The organism is Centipeda infelix ATCC 43532 (assembly GCF_000234095.1).
Lineage (GTDB): Bacteria > Bacillota > Negativicutes > Selenomonadales > Selenomonadaceae > Centipeda > Centipeda infelix.
Map to the genome: position 1 here is coordinate 616,955 of NZ_JH376797.1, position 12,837 is coordinate 629,791.

13 protein-coding genes are annotated in these 12,837 nt (G+C 56.3%); all 13 read right to left on the reverse strand.

Translation table 11 applies throughout. The annotated features are described in order from the left end of the window. Positions 1-42: 42 nt before the first annotated feature. Complete coding sequence (locus HMPREF9334_RS03100; protein ID WP_006692043.1) at positions 43-933, reverse strand: prephenate dehydrogenase; 891 nt, start codon at positions 931-933, stop codon at positions 43-45. Further along, complete coding sequence (aroF, locus tag HMPREF9334_RS03105; RefSeq protein ID WP_006692044.1) at positions 930-1,943, reverse strand: 3-deoxy-7-phosphoheptulonate synthase; 1,014 nt, start codon at positions 1,941-1,943, stop codon at positions 930-932. Before aroF ends, HMPREF9334_RS03100 begins: the two co-directional genes overlap by 4 nt. A gap of 12 nt (positions 1,944-1,955) precedes the next feature. After that, complete coding sequence (locus HMPREF9334_RS03110) at positions 1,956-2,405, reverse strand: N-acetyltransferase (RefSeq protein ID WP_006692045.1); 450 nt, start codon at positions 2,403-2,405, stop codon at positions 1,956-1,958. Between the two features lie 26 nt (positions 2,406-2,431). Beyond that, a complete protein-coding gene (nth, locus tag HMPREF9334_RS03115) occupies positions 2,432-3,064 on the reverse strand; it encodes an endonuclease III (RefSeq protein WP_006692046.1) in 633 nt (210 codons plus the stop codon). A 1-nt stretch (position 3,065) separates the two neighbouring features. After that, a complete protein-coding gene (locus tag HMPREF9334_RS03120; RefSeq protein WP_006692047.1) occupies positions 3,066-4,427 on the reverse strand; it encodes a PFL family protein in 1,362 nt (453 codons plus the stop codon). A gap of 15 nt (positions 4,428-4,442) precedes the next feature. After that, positions 4,443-4,715: an ACT domain-containing protein gene (locus tag HMPREF9334_RS03125; RefSeq protein ID WP_006692048.1), complete on the reverse strand. Its 273-nt coding sequence runs from the start codon at positions 4,713-4,715 to the stop codon at positions 4,443-4,445. A 194-nt stretch (positions 4,716-4,909) separates the two neighbouring features. Continuing rightward, positions 4,910-5,533, reverse strand: a complete 624-nt coding sequence (locus tag HMPREF9334_RS03130; protein ID WP_006692049.1) for a 4Fe-4S binding protein — start codon at positions 5,531-5,533, stop codon at positions 4,910-4,912. Next, positions 5,530-5,733 (reverse strand): 4Fe-4S binding protein, encoded by a 204-nt coding sequence (locus HMPREF9334_RS11535; RefSeq protein WP_006692050.1) that lies wholly within the window; start codon positions 5,731-5,733, stop codon positions 5,530-5,532. Before HMPREF9334_RS11535 ends, HMPREF9334_RS03130 begins: the two co-directional genes overlap by 4 nt. Continuing rightward, positions 5,699-6,037 carry an ArsR/SmtB family transcription factor gene (locus HMPREF9334_RS03135; RefSeq protein WP_006692051.1) on the reverse strand — a complete coding sequence of 113 codons (339 nt, stop codon included), beginning with the start codon at positions 6,035-6,037 and terminating at the stop codon, positions 5,699-5,701. The genes HMPREF9334_RS11535 and HMPREF9334_RS03135 overlap by 35 nt, the downstream gene beginning before the upstream one ends. After that, positions 6,027-7,697 (reverse strand): FAD-dependent oxidoreductase, encoded by a 1,671-nt coding sequence (locus HMPREF9334_RS03140; protein ID WP_006692052.1) that lies wholly within the window; start codon positions 7,695-7,697, stop codon positions 6,027-6,029. The genes HMPREF9334_RS03135 and HMPREF9334_RS03140 overlap by 11 nt, the downstream gene beginning before the upstream one ends. 141 nt (positions 7,698-7,838) lie before the next feature. Then, entirely contained in the window at positions 7,839-8,465 is a 627-nt protein-coding gene (locus tag HMPREF9334_RS03145) for a hypothetical protein (RefSeq protein ID WP_006692053.1), read from the reverse strand. Between the two features lie 89 nt (positions 8,466-8,554). Continuing rightward, positions 8,555-9,037, reverse strand: a complete 483-nt coding sequence (locus tag HMPREF9334_RS03150) for a hypothetical protein (RefSeq protein ID WP_006692054.1) — start codon at positions 9,035-9,037, stop codon at positions 8,555-8,557. Between the two features lie 215 nt (positions 9,038-9,252). Next, complete coding sequence (nifJ, locus tag HMPREF9334_RS03155; RefSeq protein ID WP_006692055.1) at positions 9,253-12,780, reverse strand: pyruvate:ferredoxin (flavodoxin) oxidoreductase; 3,528 nt, start codon at positions 12,778-12,780, stop codon at positions 9,253-9,255. Between the last annotated feature and the right edge of the window lie 57 nt (positions 12,781-12,837).

Sequence of the window (12,837 nt, forward strand, 5' to 3'; positions counted from 1 at the left end):
CATATATACGTTCTAAAAAAAAGAGGGTTTTGAAAAAAACCCTCAGTTTGTATCAAATTTTTGTTCTGCATCGTACAGAATACTGTCACGGCGTTCCTTCGAAGCGATGAAATAATCATGCACCGCCTGCCGATCCTCGGCTTCCACTGCGGTGATAACTTCACCGAGAATTGTCTGCAGCTGGCGCAGAGAATCCGCAATCGGTTTCCCATTCGTCATGCAGATGTCCGCCCACATATCCGCATTCGATGATGCGATGCGTGTCGTATCCTTGAAGCCTCCGCCAATGAGCTTGAGGCATGAATCCAGATCATCGCCGCTGCGGTTGAGCAATGTGACAAGCGCTGCCGCCGCCAGATGCGGAACGTGGCTGATGACTGCCGCACAGCGGTCATGCTGTGCAAGGTCGAGCGTGGTAAATTTCGCACCTGTAAGCCTTAGAATCGTCATCAGACGATCCTTCACCGCCTGCGGTACCTGCGGATCATCAATGATGACATACGCCTTATTGGCGAAGAGATTCTTCGTCGCCGCCTCGACGCCGCTCTTCTCGCGCCCCGTCATCGGATGCCCCGGCACATAGTACACGGTGTGTGGCAGGATCTCATGCAGAGCCTCGTAGACATAGCCCTTCGTACTGCCCGCATCCGTCAGAATCACACCGTCTTTCAGATAGGGAAGAATTTTCTTCACCATCGGCACGATCTGCAAAACAGGTGGACTGAGATAGACAATATCCGCATCCCCGACCACTGCCGCGAGATCGGATGAGGCTTCGTCCACTGCGCCGCATTCCACTGCCGCACGCATGGACTTCTCCGAACGGCAGAGCCCGGTGATGTAGATATCGTCCCCAAGAGCCTCCTTGAGGCAGAGCCCAAGAGAACCGCCGATCAGCCCGACACCGATGATGGCAAGCTTTGTCCCACTCATGCGCGTCGACCAACTGCGGGCGCGATCTGACGTACCTCATCCATCAACTGCTCGAAGTTGCGCGGAACAAGGCTCTGATCGCCGTCCGAGAGTGCGCATTCGGGATGGCAGTGCACCTCGATGATGAGACCGTCCGCCCCGACGGCAACCGAAGCACGCGCCAACGGGCGCACCATCTGCCACCGTCCCGTTCCGTGACTGGGGTCGGCGATGACGGGGAAATGCGTAAGCTCCTTGAGTGCCGCAACCGCATTGAGATCCATCGTATTGCGTGTATAGGTCTCATACGTGCGAATTCCACGCTCACAGAAGATGATGTTCTCGTTTCCACCCGAGGCAATGTACTCGGCTGCATTCAGCCACTCGCTGATCGTTGCGGAGAGACCGCGCTTAAACAGAATGGGCATCTTCGTTTTTCCGAGTGCTTTGAGCATTTGGAAGTTCTGCATATTGCGCGCACCGACCTGAACCAGATCGGCGTATTCCGACACGATCTCGATATCATCCTTATCGACAATCTCAGTGACGACGCGCAGCCCTGTCTTATCTCCGACATCACGGAGAATTTTCAGCCCTTCAAGCCCGAGCCCCTGGAAATCATACGGACTCGTACGCGGCTTGAACGCACCGCCGCGCAGGAATTGTGCACCGGCTTCCTTGACCTTTACCGCAACATCGTAGAGCTGCTCATAGCTCTCCACCGAGCATGGGCCCGCCATGATCGCCAGCTGTTCCCCTCCGACGGGGAAGCCCGCCACATCCACAATGCTGTTCGCCGGATGAAAGTCACGGCTAACCAGCTTATACTTCTCTGTAATACGAACTGTTTTCTCAACGCCATCCATCATGTTCATCTCGAGCCCCGCAATGAGCTTCTTATCTCCAATCACGCCGATAATAAATCGATCCTCGCCTTGAGAGAGATGTGTGCGAAGCCCTGCCTGTTCAATTTTCGCCGTGACCTGATCAATATTCGCCTGTGTGGCTCTCGGATTCATAACAACAATCATAATGCGCCTCCATCATACCTTAATCATAGCGATCTCATCACAGTTCGGATACTTTGGGCAGTCAATGCACTCTTTCCAAACCTTCTGTGGAAGTTCCTCGCGGCTGATACGGATAAAGCCGAGTTTGCGAAAAAATTCTGGCTTGTAGGTAAGCGTAAATACCTTCTCGATGCCGAGAGCCTCGCCCTCCGTGAGCAAATAGCCGACAATCTCAGCCCCGATCCCCTGCCGCGTACGATCGGGGGCAATCGCCATCATACGCACCTCGGCAAGCCGATCCCACATGATGTGCAGGGCACCGACCCCGACGACCGTCCCCGCATTCTCCGCAACAATCATGTCGCGCAGATTCTCATAGAGGGTATTGCGCGAACGCGGGAGCATCTCTCCCTGTGCCGCGTAGATATGCACGAGTTCGTAGATGGACTCGATGTCATCAAACCGCGCCTTTCGGTAAATCATGCTCTCACGCCCCTTTCATCGGGATTTTATGCGGCACTGCTCGGACAGACCTGAGCGAGCGGACACTCCCCGCAGAGGGGCTTGCGCGCCTTGCAGAGCTGCCGTCCGTGCAGAATCAGCCAGTGATGGGCATCGCTCCAATCCTCTCGCGGAATCGCCTTCTGCAGCCCCTTCTCCACCTCAAGCGGTGTCTTGCCGACCGCAAGGCGCAGACGGTTCGCCACGCGGAACACATGGGTATCAACGGCAATCGCGGGCACGTGAAAAGCAACGCTCATCACGACGTTTGCCGTCTTGCGCCCAACCCCGGGGAGTTTTTGCAGTGCTTCGAAATCAGCGGGAACCTCCCCGCCGTATTCCTGCAAAAGGATATGGCAGGTTTCGAGGATATGCTTTGCCTTCATACGGAAGAACCCGCAATCATGAATCGCCGTTTCGAGCTTCACCTGCCCAAGGGCGGCAATCGTCTCCGGCGTATTCGCATATTGAAACAGCCGTCCCGTTACCACATTCACACGCACATCCGTACACTGTGCCGACAGAATCACCGCGATGAGGAGCTCGAACGGTGTCTTGAACGTGAGGGCGGGCTTTGCGTTCGGATAGAGTTCCCTCAGAATACGCAGCTGCTCCGCCTTAATGGCTTTCGTTACTCTCATATCAGTTCGTCAGCGACCTCGTCGGCGCGGGAATCCGCCCACCACGTGCGATGAACGCCGCCGAGCTGAAGCCGCTGCGTACGGGCACAATCGGTGAGTAGCCAAGGAGACCGCCGAAGGATACGCCCTCACCGACCTTCTTGCCCGGTACAGGAATCACGCGCACCGCCGTTGTCTTATTGTTCACCATGCCGATTGCTGCCTCGTCCGCAATGATCGCAGAGATCGTCGCAGCAGACGTATCGCCCTCGATCGCAATCATATCCAGACCAACCGAGCAGACACAGGTCATCGCCTCGAGTTTCTCAATCGAAAGGCTGCCGCGCTCCACCGCATCAATCATCCCCTCATCCTCGCTCACGGGAATGAATGCCCCCGAGAGCCCGCCGACATGGGAGCTCGCCATAAGCCCGCCCTTTTTCACGGCGTCATTGAGGAGTGCAAGTGCCGCTGTCGTGCCCGGTGCACCGCACGCCTCAAGCCCCATCTCCTCAAGAATGCGCGCAACGCTGTCACCGACCTCCGAAGTCGGCGCAAGCGAGAGGTCGATGATGCCGAACGGTACGCCCAGACGGCGGGACGCCTCGCGTGCGACGAGCTGTCCCACACGCGTAATCTTGAACGCCGTACGCTTGATCGTCTCGGCAATCTCCGTAAAGTCCGCGCCCTTGAGATCCTCAAGCGCGTGCTTGACAACACCGGGACCACTGACCCCCACGTTGATAACACGGTCGCCCTCGGCAACGCCGTGGAAGGCCCCCGCCATAAAGGGGTTGTCCCCCGGCGCATTGCAGAATACGACGATCTTCGCGCAGCCGATTGCCTCCTGCTCGCGCGTCAGCTCCGCCGTGCGCTTGATGACCTCCCCCATCTCGCGCACCGCATCCATATTGATGCCCGCCTTCGTCGATCCGATGTTCACCGACGAGCAGACAATATCCGTCGCCGCCATCGCCTGCGGAATCGAATCGATAAGTACGCGGTCGCCGTGCGTCATCCCCTTTTCGACGAGCGCAGAAAACCCGCCGATGAAGTTGACCCCGACCGCCTTTGCCGCACGGTCAAGTGCTTCCGCCACGGGCACAAACGAATCCGTCTGACACGCGTCCGCCGCAATCGCAATCGGCGTGACGGAGATGCGCTTGTTAATGATGGGGATACCATACTCCATCTCGAGATCCTCGCCCGTGCGCACGAGATACTCCGCCGAGCGCGTAATCTTCTCGTACACATTTTGACAGAACTTGTCAATGTTCGGATGCGCACAGTCGCGCAGGGAAATCCCCATCGTGATCGTACGCACATCCAGACGGTTTTCCGTAATCATCCGATTTGTTTCACGGATGTCGTCAAATGTAATCACTCTGCCGCTCCTTGCTCAAATGCTGTGCATGACCTGAAAGATCTCCTGATGTTGGAGCTTGATCTCCAGACCGAGCTCCTCGCCCTTCTTCCGCAGGAGTTCCTGCAAATCCTTCAGGCGGATCTCCGCATCATCCGGCATCTCAGCAATCATGACCATGTTGAAGAACCCGTCCATGATATTCTGATTCACATTCATGATATTCACGCGCTGCTCCGCGAGAATCCCGCTCACCATCGCCACAATACCGACTTGATCCCGTCCGACAATCGTCACAACCAGCTTCATCGTCGTCACTCCTCATCGAAAAAATAAGCATTCGCACCATTCGGAGCGAATGCGGCATACATCTAGTTATAGCAGAAAATACCGAAAGCGTCAATCATCATGCCGCTTCCGGCTCATATTACAAACATATATACGCGTAAAAATCCCCATGCGTCGATAAAAGATCCGTCGCATGGGGATAAATGGAGATGGTATTAGTCATTCGGACAGATGCTTCGCTCGCCAATGGCTGCCGTGCCCATTTCCTTCGGCACTTTTGCACGGCAGATCGCCTGTGTCATCGTTCCCATCGGACAGATGACGCACCATGCACGCGGGCGATAGCGCAGCATCATCAAAATGCCGATGATTACCGAGGTCAGCATGAGGCTGTAGAAGCCGAAGGCAAACTGTGCAGCCCACGGTGCGCCATCTCCGCTGTACGCCCAGCTCCACGGCACATCAAACAGCCAGAACAGTGTCACCGTCTCCCGCAGAGGAGCACCTGCCGCCGCATGATAGCTTACGACCATCACATTGGCAAACATGGTCAGAAAGAACGCCAGGAATCCATAGCGGAACCGCCGACTGCGCAGCCACGTTGGCAGTTCATTTCGTGCGGAAAGATGCAGACGGCTGCCGAGCAGCTGAAAGAGCTGTCCACGATCACAGTAGTGATTGCAGTAATCCTTGTTTCCCGCCACCAGAGCAAAGGCGAGCGGTGTGAGAAAGCAGATCATACCGAGCCATGCGAACAGAATATTGACAAAGCCCAGTGAGAAATACACGATGGAGAAGATCCAAAAATATTGATACCATCGCTTGCCCCTCGTCCTCATGGGCACACCTCCATTCGTATGATCTCCGCCGGACACTCACGACTGCACATACCGCAGCCGACACAGCGTGCAGGATCGACCACCGCATAGAGCCCGCGCCTAACGGAGATTGCTCCACGCGGGCACACACTCTGACACGTTCCGCAGGCAACGCAGCTTCCGCGTTCAACAACAGGGAGTGGCCGTTTCCTCGTCCCCATGAGCCGCCCCCTCCTCGTCTGCCCCACAGAGCAGGGCACGCAAGATCTTTGCAACACGCTCATCCTTCAACTGATAAGCAACCTCGAGCCCGCTGCGTTCTCCACGGATCAGCCCCGCCTGGCGCAGCTTGCTCAGATGCTGCGACACGGTGGATTGCGGTGCATCCAGACAATCCTGCATATAGGAGACATTACAGCTCCCCTCGCGCAAAAGGCGGCGTACAATGCAGAGCCGTACGGGATGTGCCAATGCCCGCAAAAAATCTGCGGCCTCCTCGAGACGTTCCTGATCCTCAAGCACCATATGACTTCTCTCCTTCGCACTGCATCTTCATGTAGGTATAGCCGCCGACCAGATTCTTTACAGTGAGACCATGTGCCCGCAAAATCTGCTCCGCAAGATAGCCGCGCAGCCCCATCTTGCAGCAGACGATGATCGGTACCTGCGGATCAAATTCATGCAGACGCTCGCGCAGCCGAGGCAACGGAATGCGCTGCGCTCCTGCAATCTCGCCCGCATGATATTCCTCCGGCGGCCGCACGTCAATGAGCATCGCGCCTGCCGCAAGTTCTGCCGAAAGCTCGTGCGGGAGAAGCGGAGTGCTCCTGCCCCGCAGAATATTTTCTGCTGCATAGCCGGCCATATTCACGGGATCTTTCGCTGCGGAATACGGCGGTGCATAGGACAGCTCAAACTCTTCCAAATCTGCAACCGTGAGCGACCGCCCGATGGCAGAGGCAAGAACATCGATGCGCTTGTCCACGCCCTCCGCACCGATTGCCTGCGCCCCCAGTACAACACCGTCCGAAAGACGGAAAATCAGCTTGAGTGCAACCTCCTCTGCCCCCGGATAATAGGTCACATGATGGCGCGGGAAAATCACCGTAAAGCGATAATCCTTTCCGTACACCATGCCCGCTGACTGGAGGGCTCGCTCGTTCTGCCCCGTTGCCGCTGCCGTAAGACCAAATACCTTGAGCGCAGCGGTTCCGATGACACCACGATAGGCACGTGCCTCCCCTGCCATATGATCTGCCGCCAGACGCGCCTGCCGATTCGCAGGACCTGCGAGCGGGAGTGCCGTCGCTTTTCCCGTCTGTACGGAGCGGGTCAGCACCGCATCCCCAACAGCATAGACATGAGGGATATTGGTCTGCATATATTCATTGACAAGAATGTGCCCGCGCTCCCCGAGCGCAATACCGCTCCCGTCGAGGAACGCGGTATCGGGACGCACGCCGATCGCAAGCGCGACGAAATCCCCATGTACCGTACGCCCACTGGAAAGACGTACGCAGATCCCACCATCCTCCTGCTCCTCAAATCCGGCAACGCCATCCCCAAGCGCAAGCTCTACGCCGTGCCTACGCAGCTCATCCTCAAGCAAAGAAATCATATCTGTGTCAAAGATCGGAAGGATATGCGGCATTGCCTCGACCAGAGTAACAGACAGCCCTCGCTCACGCAGATTTTCCGCAAGCTCCACGCCGATGAAGCCGCCGCCGACCACAACAACGCTGCCGCCCGTACCAACGAGGGAACGAATGCGATCCGCATCCTGCACACTGCGCAGCGTCGCAATACGCGGATGATCGATGCCGGGGATTGGCGGACGCAGCGGCTTTGCCCCCGGCGAGAGCAGCAGCGCATCATAACTTTCCGTATATACGCCGTCCGCAGAGCGCACCTCTACGGTACGATTTTCCGTATTCACACGCGTGACTTCACTGCATACACGCACATCGACGTTATACATCCCACGGAACTTCTCAGGAGTTTGGAGGAGCAAGTCCCCCCGTTCAGCGATGACATCGCCCACATAGTACGGAAGCCCACAGTTTGCAAAGGATATATCCTCCCCACGCTCAAAGAGAACGATCTCCGCATGCTCATCCAATCGGCGCAGACGTGCCGCAGCCGTCGCTCCGCCTGCTACCCCACCGACAATAATATACTTGCTCACATGAACTCCTCCTTTTATCTAATCGATATATCCATATATTACGATATAAAGATATTTATGTCAATAAAAAACTGAGAGCACATATGCACCCTCAGATAAAATCCTCTTTCCTTGGAAAGCGTATATTTTTTTGCTATGAGGCTAAAGCCCCAAATCCCCCATCTTTATTTCCTCCACACGGCCATGCTTAATTTCAAAGGCAAAGCCGATGGTCGGGTCTTCCTCAGAGAAGTAGATGTAGTCTTCGCCATACACCATACTTGGTTCACCATAGACGCGGCGAAGCTCCTCCACGGGTGTTCCGATGCACACGCCCTTGCCTGATGCGAGGGTGCTGCGCTCCGAGACTTTGACGAGGCGCACAAAACCGTCAACGAAGTCAAGCGACAGATGATCTCCGTATTCGTATTCGACAACCGCTTTCCCTGCATAACGCATAGATCGTTCCGACTCCGTCTCAAGTGGTGCTCCATAGAGAGCACGCACATCTGCCTCTGCTGCGCCATACGCAATATCACCAAGCAGCAGTGCCTCGCGGGAAATCCGCGCCGCCGTCCTCTGCTCCTCCGCACGGTGCTGTCGCAGCACCTCAGCCTCACGCTTTGCCGCATCGTCTGCAGAGAGTGTTTTCTCCACGGAGTCACGGGCAATGGTGATCCTCCTGCCACCATCACTCTGCGGGGCTGTCACCGCAGAGCGAAACTGATCCACGACAACACTCGCTGCAACACCTGCAATGACCGCAATTCCAACAAAGACGGCACACATCCGTATGTTCAAAGATTCTCTCTCCCCTGGAACGTGTTTCCCTTCATACGCTCAAATAGTCCCGCACACTTCCCCATAGCAAGACACCATTAGCGAATCACACCCATTTTGATCTCATCGACACGGTTGGCCTCAATCTCAAAGACAAATCCGATCGAGTTGTCGCCATTCACAAAGTAGATATACTGGTCGCCGCGCATGACATCCGGCTGCCCGTACGCTGCAATCAACGTATTGACATCCGTGCCAACCGCAATATTTGCAGCCGTTTGTACCCCATTTCGAGCGCCGATCTCGACCTGGCGAACAGCACCGTCCACAAAGACGATATCAAAGTCATTGCCATACTCCCATTCGGTTGCCTGTCCGCCGGCATAGATGGGGTTATACTTCGTCTCAACCTCACGCGGTGCACCGTAGACGCTGCGCACATAGGACTCGGACGCACCGTACGCAATGCCGCCGATGACCAGTGCATCCTGCGGAACAGCCGCTTCCACCGTTGCTCCGCTGATGAGCACAGCTCCCAATGCGATTCCTGCAATCCGTTTGCCATAGTTCATGATCCACATCTCCTTTAGCGAAAAACATTCGTTATAAACTTTCGATGTTATGGACGATTATAGGAGAAGACGCTGAAAAGCCCCTGAATACTTTCATTCAGAGGCTTTTCATAGATTGTCTGTGTCAATATAGACGTTATTATCCAATACTTTCAGATGGCTCTTGACGAGATAAGAAAAACTGCCGTGAAGAACATTCACGGCAGCCCTGATCTCACAACGGCTTACGCCTTACCTGCGAGTTTCTTGTAATTATTGTAGCGTGTCTCAGCATCCTTCTGGGTCTTCTCAAAGAGTGCTTCCGCCGCCTCGGGGAAGTTGCTCTTGAGGCTGATGTAGCGGTTCTCGCCGAGCAGGAATTCCTGGAACTTCGAGAAGTCCGGCTCCTTGGAGTCGAGCGTGAACGGATTCTTGCCCGCCTCGATGAGCTGCGGGTTGTAGCGATAGTTCGCCCAATAGCCGCACTCGACGGCAAGTTTGCCCTCAAGCTGTGCACAGCCCATGCCCTTACGGATTCCGTGGTTGATACACGGCGAGTAGGCAATGATGAGGGACGGTCCCGGATATGCCTCCGCCTCGCTGATCGCTTTGAGTACCTGATTCTGATCGGAACCCATATCGATCTGCGCCACGTAGACATAGCCGTAGGACATAGCCATCATGCCGAGATCCTTCTTCTTCGTCTTCTTGCCCGTTGCCGCGAACTCTGCAATCGCCGCCGCAGGGGTCGACTTCGATGCCTGTCCGCCTGTGTTCGAGTAGACTTCGGTATCAAAGACCATGACGTTGACATCCTCTCCGGAGGCAAGCACGTGATCCACACCGCCGAAGCCGATGTCGTATGCCCAGCCATCGCCGCCGAACACCCACTGCGAACGCTTGACGAAGTAGTCATTGTCCTTGTAGATGCGGCAGAGGAGCTCGTCCGTGCCCTTCTCCTTCTCAAGGAGCTCGCGCAGGAGGTCGGCACGGTCACGCGTACCCTCGCCGCTGTCGCGCTTTTCGAGCCAGAGCTGCATCGCTGCCTGAAGCTCGGCAGACCCCTTCTTTTCCTCAAGTGCCTGTGTCACAGCAGATGCGATCGACTCTCGCACTGCCTTTGTGCCGAGCAGCATGCCGAGTCCGTACTCCGCATTGTCCTCGAACAGCGAGTTTGCCCATGCAGGACCGTAGCCCTTCGGGTTCTTCGTATACGGGATTGCAGGTGCGCTCGCGCCCCAGATGGAGGAGCAGCCCGTCGCGTTCGCAATCATCATGCGGTCGCCGAAGAGCTGTGTCACAAGCTTTGCATACGGTGTCTCACCGCAGCCTGCGCACGCACCCGAGAACTCGAAGAGCGGCTGCTCGAACTGCGAGCCGATGACCGTCGTCTTCTTCATCGGGACGTTCTTGACCGAAACCTTCTCCGTGTCTACACCATAGTCAAAGTATTTCTGCGCATCGCGGAGGTTGTCGTCGAGCAGGGTCATATCGAGAGCCTTGCCCGGGCAGACCTGCGCACAGTTGCCGCAGCCGAGGCAGTCGAGCGTCGAAACGGCGATGGTGAGGTTCATCCCCTTCGCCGGACGCGACTTCACGGACTGCATCCCCTCAGGTGCTGCAGCAAGCTCCTCGTCCGTTGTCAACACAGGACGAATCGTTGCGTGCGGGCAGACAAATGCACACTGGTTGCACTGGATGCACTTCTCCGGACGCCATACGGGAACGGAGATCGCCGTGCCGCGCTTCTCGAATGCCGTACCGCCGACGGGGAACGTGCCGTCCTCCATGCTGAGCAGCTCGGAGATCTTGAGCTTGTCGCCCTCCTGACGGTTCATGACATTCTGGATCTTGGTGATGAATTCCGGCGTCTTTGTATTGACCGGCACTTCCTCATCCACCGCATCCTTCCATTCCGCAGGAACATTCACGCGATGGAGCGACTCGATGCCGTGATCGATCGCACCGTTGTTCATGTTGACAACCTTTTCGCCCTTGCTGCCGTAGGATGTAACAACTGCGTCCTTGAGATACTTGACCGCGTCGTCGATGGGAATGATGTTCGCAAGCTTGAAGAACGCCGACTGCATGACCATGTTGAAGCGGCCACCAAGGCCGAGTTCGCGGGCGATGTGAACCGCATCCACCGTGTAGAACTGAATGTCGTTGGAGGCGATGTAGCGGCGCATCGACGCGGGCAGGTGCGTGTTCAGCTCCTCATCCGACCAGAACGTATTGAGGAGGAACGTGCCGCCCTTCTTGAGACCTGCAAGGAGGTCGTACTGACGGACATAGGACTGCTGCGAGCAGGAGATGAAGTCCGCCTTGTTGATGAGATACGGACTGATGATGGGCGACTTGCCAAAGCGCAGATGGCTCATCGTAATGCCACCCGATTTCTTCGAGTCATAAGCAAAGTATGCCTGCGCATACATATCCGTCTTGTCGCCGATGATCTTGATCGCGCTCTTGTTCGCGCCGACCGTGCCGTCCGAGCCGAGACCCCAGAACTTACACGCCGTCGTCCCCGGCTTCGTGAGGTTGACATCGCCGTGGATCGGAGTGAGGCTGCGGTGCGTAACATCATCGACAATGCCGAGCGTAAAGCCGTGCATCGGCTCGTCCTTCTTCAGCTCCTCATAGACCGCGAAGACCTGATCCGGTGTCGTATCCTTGCCGCCGAGACCATAGCGACCGCCGACGATGACGGGGTTCATCCCCGAACTGTAGTACGCCGCCTTGACATCGAGGTAAAGCGGCTCGCCGAGCGATCCCGGCTCCTTCGTGCGGTCGAGAACGGCGACCTTCTGCACCGTCTTCGGGAGATACTTGAAGAAGTGCTCGACCGAGAACGGACGATAGAGGTGAACGGAGAGCAGACCGACCTTCTCACCCTGTGCGTTGAGATATTCGGCAACCTCCTCCGCCGTCTGGCAGACCGAGCCCATTGCAATGATGACGCGCTCGGCATCGGGTGCGCCGTAGTAGTCAAAGAGATGGTGCTCACGGCCTGTGATCTTTGCCATCTGCGCCATTGCCTCTTCAACGAGTTCGGGAATGGCATCGTAGTAACGGTTGACCGCCTCGCGTCCCTGGAAGTAGATATCGGGGTTCTGTGCCGTACCGCGTACCGCCGGATGATCCGGATTGAGTGCGCGGCGGCGGAACTCATTGACCGCATCCCAGTCAAGAATCTTCGCGAGATCGGCATAGTCCACGACCTCGATCTTCTGAATCTCATGCGAGGTACGGAATCCGTCAAAGAAGTTGATGAACGGAATGCGTCCCTTGATGGCAACGAGATGCGCGACCGCAGCGAGATCCATGACCTCCTGCACGCTCGACTCTGCGAGCATGGCAACGCCCGTCTGGCGTGCCGCCATGACATCCTGATGGTCGCCGAAGATATTCAGCGAGGACGCCGCAATGGCGCGTGCGCTGACATGGAACACACCCGGCAGGAGTTCGCCCGCAATCTTATACATATTCGGAATCATGAGCAGAAGCCCCTGCGATGCCGTATAGGTCGTCGTCAGTGCGCCGGCTTGGAGTGAGCCATGCACTGCACCGGCAGCGCCAGCCTCCGACTGCATTTCGATAAGACGTACCTTCTGTCCGAAGATATTCTTCATCCCCTTTGCAGAAAGACTGTCAACGTGCTCCGCCATCGGCGAGGACGGCGTGATCGGATAGATCGCCGCTACATCCGTAAATGCGTAAGAGATGTAGCCGGCAGCCGTGTTGCCGTCCATCGTCTTCATTTTCTTGGCCATGTTACTGCTCCCCTCTCAATGGAAATACGTCTGCATTCCAAAAATATTAAAATATAA